At 65.5% G+C, this 25,214-nt stretch carries 23 protein-coding genes and 1 pseudogene; 16 read left to right on the top strand and 8 right to left on the bottom strand.

The annotated features are described in order from the left end of the window. The first annotated feature begins 10 nt into the window (after window positions 1-10). From GN330_RS17130 to GN330_RS17115, 4 genes are read left to right on the top strand one after another with little or no spacing between them, the layout of a single operon-like run. A complete protein-coding gene (locus tag GN330_RS17130; RefSeq protein WP_156713943.1) occupies window positions 11-1,225 on the top strand; it encodes a CpaE/TadZ family protein in 1,215 nt (404 codons plus the stop codon). A gap of 8 nt (window positions 1,226-1,233) precedes the next feature. After that, entirely contained in the window at window positions 1,234-2,664 is a 1,431-nt protein-coding gene (locus GN330_RS17125) for a TadA family conjugal transfer-associated ATPase (RefSeq protein WP_156713942.1), read from the top strand. 8 nt (window positions 2,665-2,672) lie between these two features. Next, window positions 2,673-3,638, top strand: coding sequence for a type II secretion system F family protein (locus GN330_RS17120; RefSeq protein ID WP_156713941.1), 966 nt, complete (start codon window positions 2,673-2,675; stop codon window positions 3,636-3,638). Between the two features lie 5 nt (window positions 3,639-3,643). Further along, window positions 3,644-4,597: a type II secretion system F family protein gene (locus GN330_RS17115; protein WP_246188736.1), complete on the top strand. Its 954-nt coding sequence runs from the start codon at window positions 3,644-3,646 to the stop codon at window positions 4,595-4,597. Between the two features lie 256 nt (window positions 4,598-4,853). Here the strand turns inward: GN330_RS17115 and GN330_RS17110 are convergent, their stop codons facing one another. Continuing rightward, window positions 4,854-5,258 (bottom strand): RidA family protein, encoded by a 405-nt coding sequence (locus GN330_RS17110; protein ID WP_156713939.1) that lies wholly within the window; start codon window positions 5,256-5,258, stop codon window positions 4,854-4,856. Window positions 5,259-5,507: 249 nt separating this feature from the next. Here GN330_RS17110 and GN330_RS17105 point away from each other — a divergent pair, with 249 nt between their 5' ends. Genes GN330_RS17105 through GN330_RS17085 form a run of 5 tightly spaced genes read left to right on the top strand, consistent with a single transcriptional unit; the run spans window position 5,508 to window position 10,328 of the window. After that, window positions 5,508-5,843, top strand: a complete 336-nt coding sequence (locus GN330_RS17105) for a 2Fe-2S iron-sulfur cluster-binding protein (RefSeq protein WP_156714268.1) — start codon at window positions 5,508-5,510, stop codon at window positions 5,841-5,843. Then, the gene (locus GN330_RS17100; RefSeq protein WP_156713938.1) at window positions 5,840-7,072 is read left to right on the top strand and encodes an NAD(P)/FAD-dependent oxidoreductase; all 1,233 of its coding nucleotides are present in this window, start codon (window positions 5,840-5,842) and stop codon (window positions 7,070-7,072) included. Before GN330_RS17105 ends, GN330_RS17100 begins: the two co-directional genes overlap by 4 nt. 33 nt (window positions 7,073-7,105) lie before the next feature. Then, window positions 7,106-8,425 (top strand): aromatic ring-hydroxylating dioxygenase subunit alpha, encoded by a 1,320-nt coding sequence (locus GN330_RS17095; protein ID WP_156713937.1) that lies wholly within the window; start codon window positions 7,106-7,108, stop codon window positions 8,423-8,425. A 58-nt stretch (window positions 8,426-8,483) separates the two neighbouring features. Further along, window positions 8,484-9,947, top strand: coding sequence for a glutamine synthetase family protein (locus GN330_RS17090; protein WP_156713936.1), 1,464 nt, complete (start codon window positions 8,484-8,486; stop codon window positions 9,945-9,947). 30 nt (window positions 9,948-9,977) lie between these two features. Then, window positions 9,978-10,328, top strand: a complete 351-nt coding sequence (locus GN330_RS17085) for a 5-carboxymethyl-2-hydroxymuconate Delta-isomerase (RefSeq protein ID WP_156713935.1) — start codon at window positions 9,978-9,980, stop codon at window positions 10,326-10,328. An 11-nt stretch (window positions 10,329-10,339) separates the two neighbouring features. Here GN330_RS17085 and GN330_RS17080 read toward each other — a convergent pair whose 3' ends face one another. Genes GN330_RS17080 through GN330_RS17060 form a run of 5 tightly spaced genes read right to left on the bottom strand, consistent with a single transcriptional unit; the run spans window position 10,340 to window position 15,798 of the window. Continuing rightward, window positions 10,340-11,545: a molybdopterin molybdotransferase MoeA gene (locus GN330_RS17080; RefSeq protein WP_156713934.1), complete on the bottom strand. Its 1,206-nt coding sequence runs from the start codon at window positions 11,543-11,545 to the stop codon at window positions 10,340-10,342. A gap of 3 nt (window positions 11,546-11,548) precedes the next feature. Beyond that, complete coding sequence (gene moaC / locus GN330_RS17075; RefSeq protein ID WP_156713933.1) at window positions 11,549-12,043, bottom strand: cyclic pyranopterin monophosphate synthase MoaC; 495 nt, start codon at window positions 12,041-12,043, stop codon at window positions 11,549-11,551. Continuing rightward, entirely contained in the window at window positions 12,040-12,876 is an 837-nt protein-coding gene (gene trpC / locus GN330_RS17070) for an indole-3-glycerol phosphate synthase TrpC (RefSeq protein WP_156713932.1), read from the bottom strand. Before trpC ends, moaC begins: the two co-directional genes overlap by 4 nt. 6 nt (window positions 12,877-12,882) lie before the next feature. Then, window positions 12,883-13,902 (bottom strand): anthranilate phosphoribosyltransferase, encoded by a 1,020-nt coding sequence (trpD, locus tag GN330_RS17065; protein ID WP_156713931.1) that lies wholly within the window; start codon window positions 13,900-13,902, stop codon window positions 12,883-12,885. A gap of 9 nt (window positions 13,903-13,911) precedes the next feature. After that, window positions 13,912-15,798, bottom strand: coding sequence for a SurA N-terminal domain-containing protein (locus tag GN330_RS17060; protein ID WP_156713930.1), 1,887 nt, complete (start codon window positions 15,796-15,798; stop codon window positions 13,912-13,914). 146 nt (window positions 15,799-15,944) lie between these two features. Here GN330_RS17060 and tpiA point away from each other — a divergent pair, with 146 nt between their 5' ends. The 4 genes from tpiA (at window position 15,945) to pyrG (ending at window position 20,087) form a co-directional block, all read left to right on the top strand. Continuing rightward, window positions 15,945-16,712: a triose-phosphate isomerase gene (gene tpiA / locus GN330_RS17055; protein ID WP_156713929.1), complete on the top strand. Its 768-nt coding sequence runs from the start codon at window positions 15,945-15,947 to the stop codon at window positions 16,710-16,712. 163 nt (window positions 16,713-16,875) lie between these two features. After that, window positions 16,876-17,265, top strand: coding sequence for a preprotein translocase subunit SecG (gene secG / locus GN330_RS17050; RefSeq protein WP_156713928.1), 390 nt, complete (start codon window positions 16,876-16,878; stop codon window positions 17,263-17,265). 201 nt (window positions 17,266-17,466) lie between these two features. Further along, entirely contained in the window at window positions 17,467-18,321 is an 855-nt protein-coding gene (locus GN330_RS24235) for a L,D-transpeptidase (RefSeq protein WP_425487179.1), read from the top strand. A gap of 137 nt (window positions 18,322-18,458) precedes the next feature. Next, complete coding sequence (gene pyrG / locus GN330_RS17040; RefSeq protein WP_156713926.1) at window positions 18,459-20,087, top strand: CTP synthase; 1,629 nt, start codon at window positions 18,459-18,461, stop codon at window positions 20,085-20,087. Between the two features lie 249 nt (window positions 20,088-20,336). Here the strand turns inward: pyrG and GN330_RS17035 are convergent, their stop codons facing one another. After that, entirely contained in the window at window positions 20,337-21,029 is a 693-nt protein-coding gene (locus GN330_RS17035; RefSeq protein ID WP_343040906.1) for a DUF599 domain-containing protein, read from the bottom strand. A gap of 281 nt (window positions 21,030-21,310) precedes the next feature. Here GN330_RS17035 and GN330_RS24035 point away from each other — a divergent pair, with 281 nt between their 5' ends. The 3 genes and pseudogenes from GN330_RS24035 (at window position 21,311) to GN330_RS17030 (ending at window position 22,397) form a co-directional block, all read left to right on the top strand. Continuing rightward, entirely contained in the window at window positions 21,311-21,439 is a 129-nt protein-coding gene (locus tag GN330_RS24035) for a hypothetical protein (protein WP_281349445.1), read from the top strand. Between the two features lie 140 nt (window positions 21,440-21,579). Next, window positions 21,580-21,699: pseudogene (locus GN330_RS23845) on the top strand (IS5/IS1182 family transposase); the annotation flags it as partial. A 236-nt stretch (window positions 21,700-21,935) separates the two neighbouring features. After that, window positions 21,936-22,397 (top strand): tetratricopeptide repeat protein, encoded by a 462-nt coding sequence (locus GN330_RS17030; RefSeq protein ID WP_246188734.1) that lies wholly within the window; start codon window positions 21,936-21,938, stop codon window positions 22,395-22,397. A gap of 6 nt (window positions 22,398-22,403) precedes the next feature. Here GN330_RS17030 and gcvP read toward each other — a convergent pair whose 3' ends face one another. Continuing rightward, window positions 22,404-25,211: an aminomethyl-transferring glycine dehydrogenase gene (gene gcvP / locus GN330_RS17025; protein WP_156713923.1), complete on the bottom strand. Its 2,808-nt coding sequence runs from the start codon at window positions 25,209-25,211 to the stop codon at window positions 22,404-22,406. Window positions 25,212-25,214 lie beyond the last annotated feature (3 nt).

Genomic DNA, 25,214 nt, shown 5'->3' with positions numbered 1-25,214 from the left:
CCGACACGGCATGGATGTTGACAAGGCCCACAAGACGATCGTGCTGGTTTCGACCGACAGCGATTTCCTGAAGGAAACGCGCACCGCGTTCGCGGCTTCCGAAGCGATCGAATTGACCGTGGTGCAAAAGAACATCGGCGATCTGCATGGCGAGATCATCCAGGCCGAGCCGGGCGCGGTGATCGTCGATCTCGATGCCGCCAGGGTTGCCGAACTCGACGCGCTGCAGCGCCTGATGCGCCGCATCGAGGGCAGGGTGCCGGTGCTGGTGGTGTCCGGCACGTTCGACGCGGCGGCCGCGCGCATTCTCGTTCAGCTCAAGGTCGCCGACTTCCTCATCAAGCCTGTGACGACGGCCGATCTGGTACGCTCGTGTATTCGCGCGCTCAAGGGGCCGGGTCGCGACGAGCAGTCGGAGGCCCGCATCCACAGCTTCGTTCCGGCCGCCGGCGGCGTTGGCAACACCACGCTTGCCCTGCAGACGGCTTTCCAGCTTCACGCCGCCGCCGAGGAGGGCGCGTCGACCTGCGTGGTCGATTTGAACCTGCAGCAGGGCGCATGCGCGGAATATCTCGACCTGGAGCCGCGTTTCGACATCACCGAGGTCGAAAACCAGCCCGAGCGGCTCGACCGGCAGCTTCTCGAAGTGATGCTGTCGCAACATCAAAGCGGGCTTTACGTGCTGGCGGCGCCGGCCAGGCCGACCGAGATGCGGACCTTCGACACCGATGTGGTGGTGCGGATGCTCGACCTGGTTTCGGCCTATTTCGACAATGTCGTCATCGACATGCCGCGCACCTGGTTCCCCTGGACCGAAACCGTGCTTCTCGGCTCCAACAAGATCTATATCGTCACCGAGCTCACCGTACCGTGCCTGCGCAATACGCAGCGCCTGATCCAGGCCTGCCATCAAAGCGCGGGCAAGGAGGTGGACCCTGGCGTGATCGTCAACCGCTTCGAAAGCCGCCGCTTCGACGGCGGCGTCAGCCAGGCCGATATCGAGGCGTTGCTCGACGGCCATTTCGTCGGCGGTATCGCCAACAATTACAAACTGGTGCGCGAGGCCGTCGATCGCGGCCTGCCACTGCACGAGATCGACCCCAACGCCAATGTCGTGGCCGATCTGCGCCGCATCGTCCTGCCGGGACAAACCGGCCGACGTGACGATGCGGGCAGGTCGTCGCTGCTTGCCTATGGGCGTCGGCTGTTCCGGCGCACCGGGTAGGGCGCGCGATGTCGAGCCGGTTCAGCCTTCTGCGCGAGCGCGTCGCGGCGCCCAAACCTGCCGCCGATGCGGCATCCGATCCCGTAATGCCGGTCACCATTCCGGTCCAGCACCGGCAGGACAAGGCTCCGGCCCGTGTGGAGGCCGACAATGGCGCCAGGCCGTCGGGCCGCGTGGTCGACGCGCGCGTGCGGCTCCACCGTATGCTCATCGAGGAGATCAATCTCGTCGCGCTGGAGAAGCTGCCGCGCGAGGAAATGCACCGCCAGGTGCACGACTTCGTCTCCGAAAAGACCCGCGAGGAGCGGCTCGCCGTCAACATGGCCGAGCTTGAGGACCTGGTCAGCGACATCGTCGACGAAATGGTCGGGCTCGGCCCGCTCGAGCCCTTGCTCAAGGATCCGTCGATCAACGACATTCTGATCAACGGCCACGAGAACTGTTTTGTCGAACGCCAGGGAAAGCTTGAACAAATCCATGTGCCGTTCAAGGACGAGGCGCATCTTCTGCGTGTCATCAACAAGATCGTGGCCGCCGTCGGCCGACGCGTCGACGAGTCCCAGCCGATGGTTGATGCGCGCATGCTCGACGGGTCACGTTTCAACGCCGCCATCCGTCCGGTCGGTGTCGACGGACCGCTGGTCTCCATCCGCAAATTCTCCAAGAACAAGCTCGGTCTGCACAGGCTGGTCGAGTTCGGCGCCATCACCAAGCCGATGGCCGAAGTTTTGGCGGCGGCCGTTCACGCCCGCAAAACAATGATCATTTCGGGCGGAACCGGCACCGGCAAGACGACCATGTTGAACGCACTCTCGGCCTTCATTCCGGAGGACGAGCGCCTGATCACCATCGAAGACGCCGCCGAACTGCAATTGCAGCAGCCGCATGTGGCGCGCATGGAGACGCGACCGGCCAATATCGAGGGCCATGGCGAGATCCGCCAGCGCGACCTGGTCAAAAACGCGCTGCGGATGCGGCCCGACCGCGTCATCCTCGGCGAATGCCGCGGCGAGGAAGCTTTCGACATGCTGCAGGCCATGAACACCGGTCATGAAGGCTCGATGGCCACCATCCACGCCAATACGCCGCGCGACGCGATCGGGCGCCTCGAACAGATGCTCGGCATGACCGGCATGCCGATGACGGTGTCGTCGATCCGCAGCCAGATCGCCTCCGCGCTCGACATCATCGTCCAGCTCACGCGCCTGTCCGACGGCAAGCGCAAGGTGACGAGCGTGGCCGAAATCACCGGCATGGAGGGCGACGTCATCCAGATGCAGGAGATCTTCCGTTTCGTACGCACCGGCACCGAGGCCGACGGCAAGATTGCCGGCCATTTCGAGGCAACCGGCATCCGCCCGCGTTTCCTTGCCGATCTGCGCGCCATGGGTATCGAGTTTCCGGGACATTATTTCGAGCCCGGCCGGCCGCAGGAGTGAACCCGGCCATGTTCGACGCCATCACCCCGCTCCACGTTATCTACGCCGCCGCGGCTTTGTGCGGCATTATGGTCGCCGAAGCCGTCTATCTGTTGGTGGCCGGGCGCAAGGACCGCCGCATGACTATCAACCGGCGCATGCGCCTGCAAAATTCCAGGCTGACCCAGGAAGAGGTCTTGATCCAGTTGCGCAAGGAGCGCGGCGCCGGTCAAAAACGCGCGCTGTTGTCGCTCGCGCGGCTGCGTGCGCTGCGCACCCAGTCCGGCCTGGCCATGCCGCTGGCGCGGTTTCTCGCCATCACCATCGGCGCGGCGCTGGGGCTCGCGATCACGGCAGCATGGCTGGGTCTGCCGGTGCGCCACGCCGCGCTTGTCGTCCCCGCCGGGGCATTGATCCTGCCTGTCGCGGTGCTGAAATATCTGCGCAAGCGCCGGCACAAGAAGTTTGGCCTGCAACTGCCCGAGGCGCTGGAGCTGATCACCCGCAGCCTCAAGGCCGGCCATCCCGTGCCGGTCGCGATCGCGATGGTCGCGCGCGAGATGCCCGACCCGATCGGCACCGAATTCGGCATGATCGCCGACGAGGTGACCTATGGCTCCGACCTTGTGACGGCGCTCAACGACATGTACCGGCGTGTCGGCCACGAAGATCTGCCGCTGTTCGTGACGGCGGTGTCCATCCAAAACACCACCGGCGGCAATCTGCGCGAAATCCTCGACGGGCTCTCCGGCGTTATTCGCGCGCGCGGCAAGCTGCGCCGCAAGATCCGGTCGATTTCGACCGAGGGTCGCATGTCCGCCTATATTTTGAGCGCGCTGCCGGTGTTGTTGGCGCTCGCAATGTCGATGGTGGCGCCGGACATGTATGGCGAAGTGATCGACGCGCCGATGACCTGGTACCTGATGGGTGCGACCCTGGGCTGGCTGTTGCTCGGCAATGCGATGATGTTCAAGATGGCGAGCTTCCGGTTCTGATGGATATGACCGCGATCCCGGGTACGATCGACATCAAGGTCCTGGCGGCCCTGGTGCTGCTCGTCGTCGGCGGCGGAGCGCTGGCCTATCCGCTGCTTTCCGGCGCCGGGCGGGACAAGGACGTCAAGCGGCGCCTGCGGGTCGCTCGCCCAGCCGGTGGCGCCGGAGCGGTCGGCGCCGAACCGGCGAGTGCGAAGCCGCGCAACGCGGCGCGGGAACGCATGGTCAGGTCCACCCGGGATTTTTACGCCAGGAGCGACCCGGAAAACGTGGCCCGGCTGCGCATGAAGCTCATCCGCGCCGGTTATCTCGATCCGCGCGCCGTCGGCGTCTTTTTTCTTGCGCGGATCGTGGCGCTGGCCGGCGGCGTGCTGGCCGGCCTGGTCCTGGTCGCCTCCATGATGGCGGACGCCTCGTCGGCCATGCGCGGGCTGACCGTGCTGGCGACCGCGGCGATCGGCTATCACCTGCCCGCCTTCGTGCTGGCGCGGGCCATTGCGACGCGGATGCGCGAATATCGCGACGGCTTTCCCGATTTCATGGATCTCATGATCGTGTGTTCGGATGCCGGCATGAGTATGGAGGCCGGCATCGAGCGGGTTGCGCGCGAACTGATGGTGACTTATCCCGCGCTCGGCCAGAATCTGCATCTGGTCTCGATCGAGTTGCGGGCCGGTCGGGGCCTGGATGACGCCCTGAAATCCCTGTCCGACCGGCTCGGCCTTGAGGAAGTACGCTCCTTTGCGACCCTGTTGCAGCAGTCGAAGGAACTGGGCACCAGCCTTTCGGGTGCGCTCAGGGTCTTTTCCGACGACATGCGCCACAAGCGCATGTCGTTGGCGGAGGAGAAGGCGCATGCGCTGCCGGCCAAGATGTCGATCCCGGTGACCGTGTGCATCCTGCCGGTCGTGATCATGGTGGCGATCATCCCCCTGATCGTGAAATTCTCCACCGGCTAGCCGTGGACGGGCAGAGCCGTTCATCTTGCGATGAACGGCTCCAGGGGCTGGGCGTGGCGCAAAAGCCGCCGCGTCCTGAAGAAATGGCGCCAAAATCGCCCATTTCCGCGTCGCAAAGCCTCGACGGAAGGCAATTCCGCCTTCGGCTTGGCTCCTGGAACTGGGCGATTTTGCCTCCTACGACGCTCCAGTCCATAACCGTCCCCAGGCCTGAACCATGCCTCTCGAGCGCGGCGCCCGGTTTCGGAGACAGGTTTTAGGCCTGTCGGGCGGCCACGGCCTCGATTTCGACCGTGAATTCCTCGCGCGTGAAGCCCGAAACGATCATCAGCGTCGAGGCGGGAGCGGGATTGGGAAAAAGCCGGTCGCGCACCGCCATATAGGGTTTCATATGCTCGCGCCCGGTCACGTAGGCGTTGATGCGGATAACGTCGGACAGCTCCATGCCGCCTTCGGCCAGAATCGCGCGGATATTGGCGAAACACAGCTCGGCCTGGGCCCCGGTATCGGTCGGCACCTGCCCGTCGAGGCCGATTCCCAACTGGCCGGAGCAGAAGATCAGGCGGCTGCCGGCGGCGACCTCGACGCCGTGGCTGTAGGCGGCGAACGGCGCGCTGATCGATTTGGGCAGTAGGAAATTGAGTGAAGAATTTGAAATCATTGAAGAATACCTTTCAGGTTGGAATTCCGCATCTTGGTGTCGCGGCCTAGATCGCGAAAAACACCCCGTGAGGCGGTACACAAGTCGACTGCCAGCTTCCTTGACAGCCCGGTTCGATACTTCTACAAATATGTGGTCGATAAAAGACGAAATGTTCGTTAATCGAACTTTCCACATCTTCCTCGCCTGATCTGACCGCGGAGCGGCATGTTTGGAGAGGGTGCCGGGCTCGAGCTGGACATTGGCGGCATGGACGAAAAGGTAAAGATCGTTTTTCAATCGCTCGACGGCGACCGCCGGATCGAGGTCGCGGCACCGGCCGGCACCAGCGTGATGGAAGCGGCCATCATGAACAATGTCGGCGGTATCGAGGCCGAGTGCGGCGGCGCCTGCGTGTGCGCGACCTGTCATGTCTACTGCGATCTCGTCGCGCCCGACAGCCTGCCCGAACAGCAGATCGACGAGGACGACATGCTCGACATGACGAGCGCGGAGCGCCGGCCGGCAAGTCGCCTGTCGTGCCAGATCAAGCTTTGCCGCGAACTCGACGGCGCCGTCTTCATCCTTCCGGAGGCGCAGGTTTGACAAAAGCAGCGATTATTATCGGCGCCTCGCATGGCGGCGTGCAGGCGGCGGCATCGCTGCGCCAGGGTGGCTGGGACGGCGCCGTGCGCCTGTTTTCGGCCGAGGACGCGCTGCCTTATCACCGTCCGCCGCTCTCCAAGGCGTTTCTGGCCGGTGAAAAGACCGAGGACCAGATCCTGCTGCGCGGCGAGGCCTTCTATCGCGATTCCGACATCGATTTTCGCCGCGGCGAGCCGGTTCTGCGCCTCGACGCCGCGCAGCGCACGATCGAGACCGGCACGGGGAATTACGGCTATGACAAGCTGATCCTGGCGACGGGCTCGCGGGCGCGCCGGCTTCCCGTTGACGGAGCCAACCTTGCCGGCATCGTTACCCTGCGCTCCCTCCACGACGCGCGCCTGATCAGGCCGGCGCTGGAAAAGGCCGGGTCGGTCGTCATCGTCGGCGGCGGCTTCATCGGTCTCGAAATCGCCTCGACGGCCGCGAAGGCCGGCAAGACGACGACCGTGGTCGAGGCCCAGGACCGGCTTCTGGCGCGGGCGCTTCCGGCCGCCATGTCCGATTTTCTGCGCGACTATCACCGCATGAAGGGCGTCACCTTCCACTTCGGCGCCTCGGTCGCCGCCTTCGAGGGCGAGGCGGGCAGGGCGCGGGCGGTCACGCTCGCGGACGGGCAGCGCATCGCGGCGGACCTGATCGTGGTTGGCGTCGGCGGCGAGGCGAATATCGACCTTGCAAGCCAGGCCGGGCTCGAAATCGATGCCGGCGGCGTGCGTGTCGACGACAAGGGCCGCACCAGCAATGCCGACATTTACGCCATCGGTGACGTCGCGGCAGCGCACAATCCGCACGCGGGTGCACGGCTGCGGCTTGAATCGGTTCAGAACGCGGTCGACCAGGCCAGGATGGCGGCGGCCGATATCTGCGGCGCGGCGACGCCGGCGGCACCCGTGCCCTGGTTCTGGACGGATCAATACGATCTCAAGGTCCAGATGGCCGGCCTGAGCCGCGCGGGAACGACGCGGCTGATGCGCGGCGATCCCGATGACGGCGCCTTCACGCTGCTGGAACTCGACGGCGACAGGCTGGTCGCCGCGCACTCCATCAACCGGGCGGCCGACCACATGGCAGCCCGCAAACTGATCGCGGCGGGCACGCCGCTCGCCATCGACGAGGCGCGCGACGCCACCATTGCGCTTGCAAAGGCGGTCGTGCGCGCTGACGCTTAAACGGACTGACACATTCCGAAGGGAGAATGCGCCATGATGAGCCAGGAACAAAACGATCTCTTGACCCGGGTCGGACGGGGGACCGACGCGGGGTCGGTGCTGCGGCTTTATTGGCAGCCGGCAGCTCTCGCCGATGAGCTGATGACGGCGCGGCCGGTTGTGCCGGTGCGCCTGCTCGGCGAGGATCTGGTCTTGTTCCGCGATCTCGAGGGCAAGCTCGGCCTGATCGACCGCCATTGTCCGCACCGTGGCGCCGACATGCTCTATGGCCGGCTCGAGGATGGCGGCCTGCGCTGCGCTTTCCATGGCTGGAACTTCGACCGCTCGGGTCAGTGCATCGAGCAGCCCGGCGAGCCCGAGGGCAGCCAGATGCACAAGAATATCCGCATCCGTTCCTACCCGGTGGTGGAAAAGAACGGCATCGTCTTTGCCTATATGGGCCCCGGCGATCCGCCGCCTTTCCCGGCGCTCGACTGCTTCGCGGCGCCCGACACCCATGTTTTCGCCTTCAAGGGGCTTTGGGAGTGCAACTGGCTTCAGGCCATGGAAGTCGGTATCGATCCCGCCCACGCCTCCTTCCTGCATCGCTTCCTGCAGGACGAGGATCCGGCCGATTCCTACGGCAAGCAGTTCCGCGACAAGGCCGGCGAGACCGACATTCCCATGACCCGGCTGCTGCGCGAGTATCCGAGACCCGACATCAAGGTCGAGGAAACCGATTACGGCATGCGCCTGATCTCGCTTCGCCATATGGAGGATGGGCGCACCCACGTGCGGGTGACCAACCAGATCTTTCCCGAGACGATCTGCATTCCCATGTCCAACGAGATGACGATCACCCAGTGGCACGTGCCGGTCGATGACGAGACCTGTTATTGGTATTCGATGTTCACCAGCTTCGGCCGCCCCGTCGACAAGACCTTGATGCGCGAACAGCGCCTCAAGGAGCACCGTCTGCCCGACTATGCGCCGATAAAGAATCGGGCCAACAATTACGGCTACAATCCCGACGAACAGCGCGACGTGACCTATACCGGCATGGGGCTCGACATCAACGTCCACGACCAGTGGGCGGTGGAATCGATGGGCCGTATCCAGGACCGCACCGAAGAGCATCTCGGTCGCACCGATGTCGGTATCATGAAATACCGGCGCATGCTGCGGGCGGCGATCGACAACGTCAAGAACGGCCAGATCGAGGCGCTGCCGATGCGCGGCGACGCCGAGACCACCAAGGCGATTCGCGGCCCGATCTCGATTGATGCGATCGCCCAGACCGAGGGGTGGGAGGAAAGCTGGATCCAGAGCGACGGCGCCCGGCGTTCCGGCTGCGCGTGGGACGCAACACTCTGAGCTGGGCCCCAGGCCGAAAAACCTGAAGCGGACACGACGCCTTGTCGAGGGGAAACGCATGTCGACATTTGATGCCGCTGGTCTGAGCGGCGGGTTCACCGGCCGGCATGGCCTCCTTGACGACGACGCGCTGCGCCGGGCGAACGAGATCCTCGGCTCGCTGGAGACGCGCGGGCTGGAAACCGTGCGCCTGGTCTTCGCCGATCAGCACGGCGTGCTGCGCGGCAAGACCGTGGTGGCCTCGGCGCTGAAATCGGCGTTCCGCGAGGGCATGGCGATCACCTCGACCCTGCTCCTGAAGGATACCTCCCACCGCACCGTGTTTTCGGTATGGGAGGAAGAGGCCGGCCACGGCGTCGGTGCACTGACCGGGGCGGGCGACGTGATGCTGGTGCCCGATCCGGCGACCTTTCGCGTCCTGCCCTGGTCGCCGCATTCGGGCTGGATCCTGTGCGACGTCTATTTCAAGGACGGCGCAGCCTTCCCGTTCGGCTCGCGCACTATTTTGCGCAAAGCCGTTGACCGACTCGCCAATGCCGGCATGGCGATGGTGTGTGGGCTGGAGGTTGAGTTTTACGTCTTCAAGATCGACCGGCCCCGTCTCGATCATTCCGATGGCGGCATGCCGGCGACGCCGCCCGAGACCAGCCTGCTTTCGCACGGCTACCAATATCTGACCGAGGCGCGCTACGACGCGCTCGAGAACGTCATGGACGAGTTGCGCCGCGCCTGCGAGGCTCTCGGTCTGCCGGTGCGCTCCATGGAAGCCGAGTTCGGTCCCAGCCAGTGCGAATTCACCTTCGAGCCGGCCGGGCCCATGGACCATGCCGACGCCATGATGCTGTTCCGCTCGACGGTGAAGCAGGTCTGCGCGCGCCTGGGGCTGCACGCCACCTTCATGTGCCGGCCCAGGGTCGACAACGGCATGGCCAGCGGCTGGCACCTGCACCAGTCCCTGATCGACACGGCAAGCGGCGAAAATCTCTTCATCCCGCGCTCGGATGGCGCGTTGTCCGACGCCGCCGACGGCTGGGTCGCCGGACTGCTCGACCGCGCCGCCGAAAGCTGCCTTTTGACCACGCCGACAGTCAACGGTTACAAGCGCTATCAGGCCTATCAGCTCGCGCCAGACCGCATCCAGTGGGGTCGCGACAACAAGGGCGCGATGATCCGGGCGCTGATGGCGCCGGGCGACAAAGCGAGCCGGGTGGAAAACCGCATCGCGGAACCGGCCGCCAATCCCTATTTCTACTTCGCTTCGCAGATCCTCGGCGGCCTCGACGGCATCGAACGCAAGCTCAAGGCACCGCCGGCGGTCGAAAAACCCTATGACAACACCGCGACCGCGCTGCCCAAAAGTCTGATCGCCGCGATCGAGGCCTTCGAACGGGGCACTTTCTACCGCGATGCCATCGGTGCCGATTTCGTCGACTATCTCGCCCACATCAAGCGGGCCGAGTGGGACCGCTATTTGATGACCGTCTCGGAGTGGGAACAGCGAGAGTATTTTTCGCTGTTTTAACGGTGCCATCCGGAAAAGGACCGCTCGGCCATGCCGCATTTCGTCATCGAACATTCCGCCGGTCTCGACCGCGACGACGCAATCGAGCAGGCGATCGGCCTATGCCACGAGGCCGGCGCGCGGTCTGGCGTCATGAACCCGGATGACATCAAGGTCAGGGCGGCGTCCTACGAGCGCTTCCGGTTCGCCGGCGGGATCGAAAGCTTCATCCACGTCACCGTGTCGCTGCTTGAGGGGCGCACGGATGCGCAGAAGGAAGGGCTTGCCGTGCTTTTGCGCGACAGGCTGTCGGCGCGGTTTGGCGATGTCGACAGCATCAGCATCGACGTGCGCGACATGAATCCCGTCGCCTATAAGAAGCACCTGCGCCAGCCCGGCTGAACGGCGACGCCTCAGCGCAGCATCAACAGCCGGCAGGGATCGCCGGCGGCGGCGGCCGGCGCGAACGGTTCGCGCACGATCAGCGCCCGCGCCTCGGCCAGCACCCTGAGCATCGAGGAATCCTGAACCGGGGCCGCGCTCGCCACCAGCCTGTCGCCGTCCTCGCGCACGACAGCGCGCAGAAAATCCTGGCGCAGGTCGTTTTTTGGCAGGGCCGAACCGAGCACGCCGTCGCGATAGAGGTTTTCGCCCGGCCGGCCGGCGAGGCTCGAAATCAGCGGCACCAGGAAGACAAGCGAACAGATCAGGCTCGCCACCGGGTTGCCCGGCAGGCCGAGCACGTGCCGGCCTGCAAGCTGGCCGGCCATCAGCGGCTTGCCGGGCCGCATGGCGATCTTCCAGAAATCGATGCTCGCTCCCTGCGCGAGCAGCGATTTTTGCACCAGGTCGTGGTCGCCCACCGACGCGCCGCCGATGGTGACGATGATGTCGGCGCCGGCCTGGATCGCGCGCTCCAGCGCCTGGGCGATCGCCGCCTCGCGGTCCGGTGCAATGCCCAGATCGAGCACGTCGGCGCCGGCGGAGCGCGCCAGCGCGGCCACGCCATAAAGGTTGGAGGCGATGATCTGGCCAGGCCCGACCGTACTGCCGGGCGGCAGCAATTCGTCGCCGGTGGCCAGGATCGCCACCAACGGCCTTTTGACCACGCCAAGCCTTGCATGGTTGGCCGACGCGGCCAGCGACAAGGCCGCCGCGTCGAGCACTCGGCCGTCGTCGAGCAAGTGCGCGCCCGCCTCGAAATCGAGCCCCCTGCGGCGAATGTTCTTGCCCGGCGCGACCGCCTCGGTCGCCTCCACTACGCCGTCGCTGGCGAGACGGGTGTTTTCCTGGATCAGCACGCTGTCGGCGCCGCCGGGCACCACGCCGCCGGTGAAGATGCGCACCGCTTCGCCGGGGCCGAGCACGCCCGCGAACGGTTCACCGGCTGGCGCCTGACCGATCACGCGCAGGCGTGCCGGCGGGCTGGCGACGTCTGCGGCGCGCACCGCGTAACCGTCCATGGCGGAGGCGTCGAAAGGCGGTTGGGTGCGCAGCGCGGCCAGCGGCGCGGCCAATACGCGCCCGGCGCAGTCGGCGATCGGCAGCGTTTCAGCCTCAAGCCGTCCAGCCCCGGCAAGCAGCCGGGCCAGCGCGTCGTCGACCGGCATCAGGCCCATCGCTCAGCCTGCGCCGCCGGCGCGCCAGTCGCCGGATTTGCCGCCGGTCTTTTCGATCACGCGGATGCCGGTAATGGTCATGCCGCGGTCGATCGCCTTGGCCATGTCGTAGATGGTCAGGCAGGCAACCGACGCCGCAGTCAGCGCCTCCATCTCAACGCCGGTGCGGCCGGTCAGCTTCGCCGTTGCGCGCACGACGAGGCCGGGCAGGGTCTCGTCGGGCTCGATCTCGACCGTCACCTTGGACAACATCAGCGGATGGCAGAGCGGGATCAATTCGTGCGCGCGCTTGGCCGCCATGATGCCGGCGATCCGCGCCGTGCCGAGCACGTCGCCCTTCTTGGCATTGCCGGCCCGGATCGTCGCCAGCGTCGCGGCCTGCATGGCGACCCGGCCTTCGGCGACCGCCAGCCGTTCGGTCTCGGCCTTGTCGCCGACATCGACCATGCGCGCCTCGCCCGAGGCGCCGATATGGGTGAGGGGCGTGGCCGCGCTCATCGTTGCCCGTCCTCCGACGCGCCCTCAAGGGCGGCGCGCGGCACGCCGGTCAACAGCGCGCGCGTGGCCGCCGTCACATCATCCTGGCGCATCAGGCTTTCGCCGACCAGGAAAGTGTGGATGCCGCAGGCGGCAAGGCGCGCGCAATCGGCATGGGTAAAAATACCGCTCTCGCCGACAAGCACGCGTTCGTCCGGCACCAGGCCGGCCAGCCGCTCGGAAGTTTCGAGGCTGACCGAAAAACTTCTCAGATCGCGGTTGTTGACCCCGATCAGAGGCGACGAGAGCTTTAGCGCGCGTTCGGTCTCCGCCTCGTCATGCACCTCCACCAGCACGTCCATGCCGTGCGACAGCGCTGTTTCCTCCAGCGCGGCCGCCTCGTCGTCGCTGACGCTCGCCATGATGATCAGGATCGCGTCGGCGCCCCAGGCACGCGCCTCGTGTACCTGATAGGGCTCGAACAAAAAATCCTTGCGCAGCACCGGCAGGCCGGTCGCCGCACGCGCCTCCGCGAGATAGGCCGGCGCGCCTTGGAAGGAGGGCGTGTCGGTCAGTACCGACAGACAGGCCGCGCCGCCTGTTTCGTAGGCGCGTGCCAGCGCCGGCGGATCGAAATCCGGGCGGATCAGACCGCGCGACGGGCTCGCCTTCTTGATTTCGGCGATCAGCGCGAATCCGCCCTCGGCATGTTTGCGCCTGAGCGCGGCGATAAAACCGCGCGGCGGTTCGGCGTTGCGGGCCCGCGCGGCGATCTCGGCCGGGGGCAGGACGGCTTTGGCGCGGGCGATCTCGTCGCGCTTATAGGCTTCGATCTTTTTCAGGATGTCGACCATCGCCCGTCAGCCTGCCTTGCGGTTCGATACCGCTACCAGCCGCTCCAGGGTCTGCCGCGCCCTGCCGCTGTCGATTGCCTCGGCTGCGCGCGCCACGCCGTCGCGCAGCGTGTCGGCGGTGCCGGCCACGACCAGCGCCGCGGCTGCGTTGAAAAGCACGATGTCGCGATAGTCGGTCTTTTCTCCGTCAAGCACCAGGCGAAGCGCCATGGCGTTGTGCTCGGCGTCGCCGCCCTTTAGTTGCTTGAAATCGACCCGCGCCAGCCCGACCTCTTCCGGCGTGATGGTGAAGGTCGAAATCGCCCCGTCCTTGAGCGCGGCGACCTTGGTCTCGCCGGCCGTGGTGATTTCGTCGAGACCGTCGCCGTGCACCACCCAGGCCGCCTGCGACCCGAGCGCCTGGAGTACCTCGGCCACCGGCTTCACCCATTCGGGTGAAAACACGCCGACCATCTGACGCTTCACGCCGGCCGGATTGGACAGCGGCCCCAACAGGTTGAAAACGGTGCGGGTGCCGAGTTCCACCCGCGCCGGACCGACATGTTTCATGGCGGCGTGGTGTTTGGGCGCGAACATGAAGCCGATGCCGGCCTCGCGGATACAGGCGGCGATCTCGGCGGCGCCGATATCGATGTCGATGCCGAGCGCGGCCAGCGTGTCGGCCGCGCCGGAGCGCGAGGACAGCGCGCGGTTGCCGTGCTTGGCGACCGGCACGCCGGCGGCCGCCACCACCAGTGCCGCGCATGTGGAGATGTTGTAGGAACCGGAGGCGTCGCCGCCAGTGCCGACGATATCGATCGCATTATCTGGCGCCGAGACGGGAAGCATCTTGGCGCGCATCGTTGCGACCGCACCGGAGATTTCCGGCACGGTTTCCCCGCGCACCCGCATCGCCATCAGGAAACCGCCGATCTGGGCCGGCGTGGCATCGCCCGACATGACGACCTCGAAGGCCGCGCGCGCCTCGTCGAAGGTCAGCGCCGCACCGCTCGCGACCTTGGCGATATGGGTCTTGAAGTCATGCATCACCGGCGCTCAAAAGCTCAGGGCCTGCTGGATCGCGGCCTGGTTGACCGTCACCTCATATTCGTCGCGCAGCTTGGTGACCAATTGGTCGAGCAGATCGTCGGCGAGACCGGTCCGGAAGTTCTCGCGGTTTTCGGGCGGCACCGATTCGGCGCTGGCCCCGGCCGGCTCGAAGGCTTCCACAACCTTGAACACGATCTGCGCGTCGCCGGTCGGTGCGGCGACGGTGCCGACCTCGCCGGGAGCGACGCTGTAGACGGCGGCAACGCCGGCAGCGCCGAAATCGGCGTCTTCGGCGCCGCGGCGCAGGCCGCGCTTGGTCTGCTTCTCGAGCGCCAACTCGCTCGCGATATCGTCGAGCGAGGCCCCGTCCGCGACCCGTTTTTCCAGTTCCTTGGCCTTGGTGGAGAGCCGGTCGTCGCGTTCGGCCGCGCGCCAGTCCGCCACGGCCCCGTCACGCACCTCCTCCAGCGAACGCTCCCGCCGCTGGGTGACTTCGTCGACTTCGTAGAACACGAACCCGCTCGACCCGAGCGAAAGCGGCGGGTTTTCGACCCCGGCCTCGGTCTCGAAGGCCTCGCGCAGCATGTCGCGTGACTGCGGCAGGTCGTTGACGATCGTCCCGTCCGGCGTCCGCCCGGTCCGGTCGATGGCCTCGACGGTCACCATCTTCAGGTCGAGCTTTGCGGCGGCTTCCGCCATCGTCGCGCCCGAGGCGCGGGCGTCCTCGTAACCGTCATGAACGTCGAACAAAACGTCGCCGGCTTCGGCGAGCGCGAGTTCCATGCGGATCTTGTCGGCCACTTCCTCGAAGGGCTGGATCGTCTCCGGCTCTATCTCCGTCACCCGCAGGATCACCGGGCCGAACGCGCCCTCCACGATGCCGCTGATCTCGTTTTCGGCAAGCCCGAACGCCGCCTCGGCCACCGCCGGATCGGGGACGCGCGATTTTTCCAGCGTCCCGAGCTGCACGTCGAGCATCGATTTGCCTTCCGCGGCCACCGTCTCCTCGAAAGTGGCCCCGCCACGCACGCGGTCGAGCGCGATCTGCGCGGCCTCGGTGTTGGCGAACACGACCTGCTCGATCGTGCGCCGTTCGGGCGTGGTGTAGGACGCGATATTGGTCTCGTAGTCCTGGCGAACCTCATCGTCGGCGATCGCGCGCGGGTCGGCGATGTCCTCTGGCTCCAGCTTCACATAGGATATTTTCCGGTATTCCGGCGCCTCGTAACGGATCTTGTTGTCCTCGAACCAGGCCTTCAGCACGTCGTCTGTCGGATCCTCGATCGGCTCGACCAGGGCAGGGGGCAGGGCGATCATGTCGACGGTGCGATCCTCGCCCTGATAAAGCGCCACCGCCTTCAAAAACGTGTCGGGCACGCTCATACCGTCGGAAACCGCTTCCACGATCTGCTGGCGGATGGCGACCTGCTCGCGATTCCGGAGGTAGTCTTCGGGTCGCATGCCGATCTGCTGCAGGACGAATTCAAACTGGCGCCGGTCGAATTTGCCGTCGGGGCCGCGAAAGGCGGGATCCTCGGCCGTCAGCAGGGCCAGCCGGTCCTCGGAAAGCCCGAGCCCCATCTCGCGCGCCTGTTCGTCGAGCACGGCGCCGGCGACGAGTTGGCCGAGCACCTGGGCGTCGACGCCGAGCGCGATCGCCTGTTCGCGCGTGATACGGGTGCCGAAACGCTGCGACAGCACCGAAAGCTGCCGGTCGTAGGCAAGCCGGTAGTCGAGCGCCGACACGGTCGTCTCGCCGGCGGTGACGACCGTGCTGGACGGCCCGCCGCCGATCTGGCCTGAAATACCCCAGACCGCGAAACTTAGAACGAGCAGCAGAAGCAGGAGCTTCGCAATCCAGGTACCAGCGGCTTTTCGCAGAGAATCGAGCATGACTTTTCCAGAATTCGTCGCACCGCCTCGGCGGCGCCTTCCTGAGGCGAAGCAAATAACGCCCTTCGCCACCAGTGTCGATTGCTTTATGGCCGCAATTTGCTAGGGAAACCGCTTGTTTGTCGATGCCGGAAGGATATGCGCCCATGACCGATGGAATCCGCCCGCTCGTGGCCGGCAATTGGAAGATGCATGGTACTAGCGCCGCGCTCGGAGAATTGCGGGCGATCGGCAACGGTTTTCTGCACGGGCTCGATGCCGACGTGGAAGCCCTGGTGTGCGTTCCCGCGACCCTGATGTCGCGCGCGTTCGAAGTCGTCTCGCGCACGCCGGTGGCGCTGGGCGGCCAGGATTGCCACGCCGGGGCGAGCGGCGCCCACACCGGCGATATCGCCGCCGAAATGTTGAAGGACGCCGGCGCCTCGCATGTCATCGTCGGCCATTCCGAGCGCCGCACCGATCACGGCGAAACCGATCTGCAGGTCGCGGGGAAAGCCGAAGCGGCCTGGCTCGCCGGCCTTGTCGCCATCATATGTATCGGCGAGACCCGGGCCGAGCGCGAGGCCGGCGAGACGCTCGACGTGCTGACGCGGCAGATCGCCAATTCGGTTCCTGACGGCGCCAAGCCGTCGAACACGGTCGTGGCCTACGAACCCGTCTGGGCGATCGGCACTGGCTTGACGCCGTCGGTCGACGACGTTGCCGAGGCTCACGCCCATATTCGCCGCCAGCTTGCCGACCATATTGGCGCGGACGCCGCCGCGCGCATGCGGCTTCTCTACGGTGGCTCGGTCAAGCCGGCTAACGCGGCCGAACTGCTGTCGATCGACAATGTCGACGGCGCGCTGGTCGGCGGGGCAAGCCTCAAGGCCGCCGATTTCCTGGCGATTGCCGAAGCCTATCGGACGTTTTGAGCGCCGGGCCGGCGATATCCCGGCACAATCATTGAACGCCGAAGCGTCGCGATCCATATGGCAGGCAGCTCCTCACGGCCCGAAAGGCTTGGAATGGCCGTAAAAGGCGTGTAAGGAGCCGCGTCTCCGGGGCGACTTGGCCCAAAACCTGCGGAACTGATTCATGGAAACCGTCCTTATCGTCATTCACCTGATGGTCGTGCTCGCGCTCGTGGGGCTCGTCCTCATGCAGCGTTCGGAAGGCGGCGGCCTTGGGATCGGCGGCGGCTCCGGTTTCATGACCGCACGCGGCGCGGCGAACGCGCTGACCAGGGCGACCGGAATCCTGGCGGCCGCCTTTTTCGCCACCTCGCTGGCACTGACCGTATTGGCCCGCTACAGCGAGCAGCCGATCGACATTCTCGACCGCCTGCCGCCGCAATCGGGCGAACAGGACGGCGGCAGCGGTGGTGGCGGCGTCCTCGACCAGCTCGGCGGCAATGACGAGCCCGCCCCGCCGGCCGATGCCGGCCCGGCCCTGCCCGCCGCACCGGCGGTCCCCGACGCCGAATAGGCCGCAAACGCGACCCCTTCCGACAGCCGCGAGCCGCGCGACGCGTTCGCCGATCGTGCATAGAAGTTGAAAACCACCTTCGGTGTTCGACGGTTCGCGGCTTGAGCCCCGGCCTGCCTTGGCGTTATGATCGGCGGGACGGTCGGTTCGGCTTATACGGACCGTGCCTACCAACGCGGATGGCCAATACGGGGTCGAGACATGATCGCGAAACGTTTTTTTGTGGCAGCGCTTGGCGCGATCCTGGGCTTTGCCGTTGTCGGCAGCGCCGGTGCCGAATCCAATTTCCGTCCGGAACAGTGGAAAAAGCTGGAAACGGCGACGCAACCGGCCAAGCCGCGCGATCGCGCGTCGTCAACCAAGCAACGCAAAGCCGCCGCTGAGCCGCGCAAGGCCGACAAGGATACCGCCCAGACGGCCTCGGTCTCGCAGGTAGTCAAGGCGGGCAACAATGGCGAGTTGCGCAGTCACGGTGAGGGCAAAAGCAAATTGTTCGGCTCGCTGTTCGGTGACGACAACAACTTGTTGCCGCAAACCCGCGCGCTCGATGCGGTGCTGGAAAAGCAGCAGAACGGCCGCAAATTCGCGGTGAAATCCGATTTCGAGCCGCAGAGCGTCGCCTATTCCGGCTACAAGCGCGGCACGATCGTGATCGATACGTCGAAACGCTACCTCTATCTGGTCGAATCGGGCGGCACCGCGCGCCGCTACGCGATCGCGGTCGGGCGCGAGGGGCTGGAATTCAAGGGCAAGGCCACGATCGGTGACAAGCAGGAATGGCCGCGCTGGATTCCCACCCAGGATATGCAGAAACGCGAGCCCAAGAAATACGGCCAGTACAAGGACGGCATGCCCGGCGGCCCCAACAACCCGCTCGGCGCGCGCGCGCTCTATCTTTACGAGGGCAAGACGGACACGCATGTGCGCATCCACGGCACCAACCAGCCGCAGACGGTGGGGACCAATTCATCCAATGGTTGCTTCCGCATGATCAACGACCATGTGATGGATCTTTATCGCCGGGTTGGCATCGGGGCGCCGGTGGTCGTTCTTTAAAATCAACGACTTGACTCCATGCGACCCGAAGGACCCGCTTTGGCGGGCCCTTTTGGCGCCACCCGGCTGAGGAAAATCGGGGCAAGACGTTTTTTCCGCTGGCGGAATCGCGAACTGCGCGTTAAGCCCTGAATCCCATGGCGCGATATGTTTTCATCACAGGCGGCGTGGTTTCCTCACTCGGAAAAGGCATCGCCGCGGCGGCTCTCGGAGCCCTCTTGCAGGCACGCGGTTATCGCGTGCGCATCCGCAAGCTCGACCCCTATCTGAATGTCGATCCCGGTACGATGTCGCCTTACCAGCATGGTGAGGTGTTCGTGACCGATGACGGGGCGGAGACCGATCTCGATCTCGGCCATTACGAGCGCTTCACCGGGCGGTCCGCCAACCAGCAGGACAACATCACCACCGGCCGCATCTACAAGAACATTATCGAGAAGGAACGGCGCGGCGACTATCTCGGCGCGACCGTGCAGGTGATCCCGCACGTCACCGACGAGATCAAGAATTTCGTGCTGGAGGGCAATGACGACTACGATTTCGTCATCTGCGAGATCGGTGGCACGGTCGGCGACATCGAGGCGATGCCGTTCCTGGAGGCCATACGCCAACTCGGCAACGACCTGCCGCGCGGCGGGGCGATCTATATCCATTTGACGCTGATGCCCTGGATTCCGGCCGCCGGCGAACTGAAGACCAAACCGACCCAGCATTCGGTCAAGGAGTTGCGCTCGATAGGCATCGCGCCGGATATTTTGCTGGTGCGCGCCGACCGCCAGATCCCGAAGGAGGAACGCCGCAAGCTGTCGCTGTTTTGCAATGTACGCGAGACGGCCGTCATCCAGGCGCTCGACGTCAAGCATATTTACGACGTGCCGATGGCCTACCATCAGGAGGGGCTCGACAGCGAGGTTCTGGCCGCGTTCGGCATCGACCCCGCGCCGAAGCCGCGCATGAAACCGTGGCAGGGCGTGTCCGACTTGATCCACAATCCCGAGGGCGAGGTCACGATCGCCATCGTCGGCAAATATACCGGCCTGAAAGACGCCTACAAGTCGCTGACCGAGGCCCTGTCGCATGGCGGCATGGCCAACAAGGTACGCGTCAAGCTCGACTGGATCGAAAGCGAGGTCTTCGAACGCGAGGATCCCGCACCGTTCCTGGAAAAAGTTCACGGCATCCTGGTGCCCGGCGGCTTCGGCGAACGCGGCGCGGAGGGCAAGATCCTGGCGGCGAAATTCGCCCGCGAGCGCAAGGTGCCCTATTTCGGCATCTGCTTCGGCATGCAGATGGCCTGCATCGAGGCCGCTCGCTCGCTCGCCGGCATCGACAACGCCTCGTCGAGCGAATTCGGTCCGACCAGCGAACCGGTTGTCGGGCTGATGACCGAATGGCTGAAGGGCAATCTGCTGGAGAAGCGTAAATCAGCCGGCGATCTCGGCGGCACGATGCGGCTCGGCGCCTACCGGGCCACGCTGTCGGCCGGCACCCGGATCGCGGGGATCTACGGCGACACCGAAATTTCCGAGCGCCATCGCCACCGCTACGAGGTCAATATCGACTATCGCGAGCGGCTGGAATCGTGCGGGCTGGTGTTTTCGGGCATGTCGCCGGACGGCGTGTTGCCGGAAACGGTCGAATATCCCGACCATCCCTGGTTCATCGGCGTGCAATACCATCCCGAACTCAAATCGCGCCCGCTGGAGCCGCATCCGCTGTTTGCCTCCTTCATCGGCGCGGCGGTGGAGCAAAGCCGGCTGGTCTAGAGCCATTCCTTGCTATATGGGATCGCTTGACGGGGGATATCAATAACATAACACCCGCCGGCTTGGACGGCTTTTCGGTCCCGGCCCCTCGGGCGAGCCCGGTAAACCGGACCTCACCGTCGAAGCCCTTGCCCGATGGTCCTGAAGCATGTCTTTCGACAGCGCGGACCGGTTTCGGGATCAGGACATGCGCGAGACCGAAAACTCCAAGCGTACTGGGCGGAACTGAAAGATCGCGCCCGTCCAACGCTAAACATGGGTGGTCAATGCCTCGCGCGCTTCGGAAAAATATTGCCGGCGGACCAGCACCGTCAGAATGAAGACGGTCGTCAGGCCGAGCGCGATCGGTCCGAGAAACCAGCCGAGATAGCCGATCGAAAAGAACATCGCCCTGAGGCCGGCGTTGAAATGGCCGCCGGCGACGATATTCATTCCGACGGCACGCCCAACGCAGCGTTCAAGTTGGGCCGGATCGGTCGTGTCGTCGGCCTGGGGCACGGCGCCGATCAGGATCGAACAATAGTTGAACAGCCGATACGACCAGCCGAACTTGAAAAAGGCGTAGGCCAGAATGATCATCAGGCCCAGCACCTTGTCCTCGAACAGCGCCCGCGTCGGCTCGGGCGAATAGGGCACGTTGGCGAGCACCGCGACGACCGCGTCCGATGCCTGCAGGAGGGCGAAGCAACCGCCGAGAGCGATCAGCGAACTCGAGGCGAAAAAAGCCGTGCCCTGCTGCAGTCCGGTCATGATGCCCGTGTCGACCATGCGCATCTCGCGCCCGGCCATCGTGCGCAGCCAGGCCTCGCGCTGGGCGTTCATCAACTGGCTGAGACAGGGCCGCGAAAAGAAACGCCCCGCCGTGGTGAGAGAATGACCGACCCAGGCGAGGACGAAGAACGCGAAAGCGGCCAGGTCGGGCGCGGATAAAGAATCACCGATCATGGGAACGAGCATAATCCGATCCGGTCGAACATTCCGACACCCTCTTTGCCACGATTTAGACCAATCCGTTTATGCTTCATTACCGGGAGCGAAATTCCAACATATTGATAGATAAGGAAATTTGCGTCGCGATACCGATGCCCTGTCGCGATCCGCCGCAATTGCGCCGCTTTTGGTGTTGCAGTGCGGCAGGCAAGGCGCTAAAGCACGACCTCTAAGCAGCGCGTGCGGGACACGAAGGTGACGCGTTGGGGGCAACCTGAAAAATGCGGAAAATCATGGACGATAGCGTTCAGAAATCGTGCTGGGGCGTGACAGCCAAGGCCATCGCCGGCTTTGCGTTCATCATCCTCGTCGCATGGCTGGTCGGCGGCGCTGAAACGGCGGTGATCGCGACCGCGGGATAGGCGTTTGGGTCGCCTACCCATGAACGGGACTCCCGAGACGCGGCTATTGTGATTTTCTTCCTGCAAACGGCAGGAAGAAAATAGTGCGCGATTTGACCTGTCGGCTTCCAAGTGGCGTGTGATTGAGCCGTTGATGCCGATCCCATAACATGGATCGCTTGCGCCGCGCCCTGACGTCCAAAACCCATGCACTGGTCGACATCGAGGGTCGTCCGATCCACTTGAGGCCGGCCGAAGGCCAGGCCCATGTCGGGCAAGCCCGACAAACCGGATCGCGGCGTTCTGCTGGCCGGACCGGAAAACCATTCCATCAAACCGCTTCCCTCTCGAGAAGAGCCGCTCCGGCAAGACGACGCGTCCGGTTAACAGCGCCTGACCGGAATTGCTCGCCTTGTGCCTAAGCTTCCAACGGCGGCTTAAGGGCTGTCGCCTATGCTGGCGGGGCTTGGGTTACGACGTGTGAAAGGGTAGGGGCGACATGAAGGGCAAAGCGCGAATGGCAACGGCCGTGGTCGCGGGATTGGCGGTCGTCGTGCTCGCCGGCTGCACCAACACCACCGGCATCGATACCGTGAAGACGACGGCGCTTGGGTACGACACCGGCGACATCGGCACGGCCGACCTGGCGGCCGGTCGCGGCCATTTCCGCGACGCCAATTACGGTCTCGCCGAAAAGCATTTCCGCAAGGCGGTCGAACTGCGTGCCTCAAACGCCGAAGCTTGGATGGGGCTTGCTGCGGCCTACGATCAGCTCGGCCGGTTCGACTTCGCCGACCGCGCCTATGCGCAACTGCTCAAGCTCGCGGGTCGCCAGCCGCGCATCGTGTCGAATATGGGCTATTCGCACTATCTGCGCGGCGACCGGAAAAAGGCGCGCCTGCTTCTCGACGAAGCGCGACGCGCCATGCCCGGCGACAAGGTCGTGGAGGCCAATATCAAACTGTTGCGCGCGAGCTGACCGGGGTCAGCTCGCCAGCGCCTCGACGGGCGGGCACGCGCACACCAGGTTGCGGTCGCCGCCGACATTGTCGACCCGCGACACCGGCGGCCAGTATTTCAGGCCGCCGTCGCGCTCGCCGGCCGGGAAGGCCGCCTCGCGCCGCGAATAGGGATGCGGCCAGTCGTCGCCCATCGCCTCGGCCGCTGTGTGCGGGGCGTTGACCAGCGGGTTGTCGTCCTTCGGCCACTGCCCCTTGACGACCTTGTCCGCCTCCTGGGCAATGCCGATCATCGCCTCGCAGAAGCGCTCGATCTCCGACAACGGCTCGGATTCGGTCGGTTCCACCATCAGCGTCCCGGCCACCGGCCAGGACATGGTCGGCGCGTGGAAGCCGTAATCGATCAGCCGCTTGGCGACATCCTCGACCGTCACGCCGGCCGTGTCCTTGAGCACGCGTGTGTCGAGAATGCACTCATGCGCGACCCGGCCGTTGCGGCCGGCGTAAAGCACCGGATAATGCGCCTTCAGCCGTTCGGCGATGTAGTTGGCAGCCAGGATCGCGGCCTCGGTCGCGTGCCGGAGCCCGGATGCGCCCATCATGCGGATATACATCCACGTGATCGGCAGGATCGAGGCGCTGCCCAGCGGCGCGGCGGCCACTGCGTGGTCGCTGCCGAGCGCGACATGGCCCGGCAGGAACGGTGCGAGATGCGCCTTGACGCCGATCGGCCCTACACCCGGCCCGCCGCCGCCATGCGGAATGCAGAAGGTCTTGTGCAGGTTCATGTGGCACACGTCGCCGCCGATGTCGCCGAGCCGGGCGAGCCCGACCATGGCGTTGAGATTGGCGCCGTCGAGATAGACCTGGCCGCCATGTGCGTGCACGATTTCGCAGATGCCGCGAATGCCCTCCTCGAACACGCCATGGGTCGATGGATAGGTGATCATCACCGCTGCCAGCCGCTCGGCGTGCTGGTCGGCCTTGGCCTGCAGATCGTCGACGTCGACGTCGCCGGCCTCGGTGCACTTGACCATCACCACCCGCATGCCCGCCATCACGGCGCTGGCCGGGTTGGTGCCGTGTGCCGATGTCGGGATCAGGCACACGTCGCGCTCGCCGTCGCCGTTTTCCAGATGATAGCGGCGGATGGCCAGCAGCCCGGCATATTCACCCTGGCTGCCGGCATTGGGCTGCAGCGAGACCGCGTCGAACCCGGTGATCTCGGCAAGCCAGTCCTCCAGGTCGTCGGCCATCGCCCGATAGCCGGCAGCGTGTTCGGCCGGCGCGAACGGGTGCAGCCCGCCGACGCCCGCCCAGCTCACCGGCGCCATCTCGGCCGCCGCGTTGAGCTTCATCGTGCACGAGCCGAGCGGGATCATCGCCCGGTCGAGCGCTAGGTCCTTGTCGGCGAGGCGGCGCAGAAAGCGCATCATTTCGGTTTCGGACCGGTTTTCGTGAAACACCGGCTGGGTCAGGAACCCGTCTTGCGGCCGCTGATCGGGCAGGGCCGACGCGGCCTCGGCCGGCGCTTGCGCCCCGAACAACACGCAAAGCGCGCCAAGATCGTCTTCGCTCGTGGTCTCGTCGAAAGTAACGCCGACGCGGTCGTCGTCGATCGCCCGCAGCAGCCGGCCTTCGGCCTGCGCGGTGTCCGCGATCGTCCGCGCCTTGCCCGGCGCGCTGACGGTTACCGTATCGAAGAATACCTGCCCGGCGATCCCGTATCCGGCTTTTTCGACGCCGGCGGCAAAACGCGCGGCCAATCCGTGCACCTCGCCGGCGATGGCGCGCAGGCCGTCCGGTCCGTGCCAGATCGCATAGGCCGCCGCCATGTTGGCCAGCAGCGCCTGCGCGGTGCAGATATTGGAGGTCGCCTTGTCGCGGCGGATATGCTGCTCGCGGGTCTGCAGGGCGAGCCGGTAACCCGGCCTGCCGTGCCGGTCGTTCGACTGGCCCACCAGCCGGCCCGGCATCAGCCGGGTCAGCGCGTCGGAAACGGCGAGATAGGCCGCGTGCGGTCCGCCATACCCGATCGGCACGCCATAGCGTTGCATGGAGCCGGCGGCGATGTCGGCGCCTAGTTCCGCGGGCGCCTGGGTCAGCGCCAGCGCCAGCGGGTCGGCGATCACGATCACCAGCGCACCGGCCGCCTTGGCCGCGGCGATCGCTTGGCTGTGGTCGCGATAGACGCCGAACGTGTCGGGCCACGGCACGATCAGCGCGGCGGTCTGCTCGTCGACGGCGCCGTCGGCCATCTCCACGCCGAGCGCTGCCATGCGCGTTTCAAGCACGTCGCGCACCTGGGGATGCGGCGTGCCGGCCAGGACCAGGCGCTGGCGCTTGTCGCGATGATGCCTGAGTGCGATGCCGGCCGCCTCGGCGACCGCTGTCGCCTCGTCGAGCAGCGAAGCGGAAGCCACCGGCAGGCCCGTCAGTTCCGTCACCAGGGTCTGGAAATGAAACAGCATTTCCAGCCGCCCCTGGCTGATCTCGGACTGGTAGGGCGTGTAGGCGGTGTACCAGGCCGGGTTCTCGAACAGGTTGCGCTGGATCACCGCCGGCACCACAGTGCCGTGATAGCCTTGGCCGATGAAGGACTTGGCGACGACGTTCTTGTCCATCTTCGCCTTCAGTTCGGCCAGCGCGGCGGCCTCGTCGGCCGCAGGCGGCAGATCGAGTTCGCGTCCCAGCCGGATCGATTTCGGGATCGCCTGGGAAATCAGGGTCTCGCGCGAGGTCAGCCCGAGCGCCTTCAGCATGGCGCGTTCGTCGGCCGCACCCAGGCCGATATGGCGCCGCGCGAAGGCGGCGGTTGTGGCGGTGGAAGGCATGGA

Origin of the sequence: Nitratireductor arenosus (assembly GCF_009742725.1) — a bacterium.
In the GTDB taxonomy this organism is placed as follows: Bacteria; Pseudomonadota; Alphaproteobacteria; order Rhizobiales; family Rhizobiaceae; genus Mangrovimarina; species Mangrovimarina arenosa.
The sequence above is the reverse complement of the archived record's forward strand: the minus strand, read 5'-3'. Positions and strand labels throughout refer to the sequence as shown.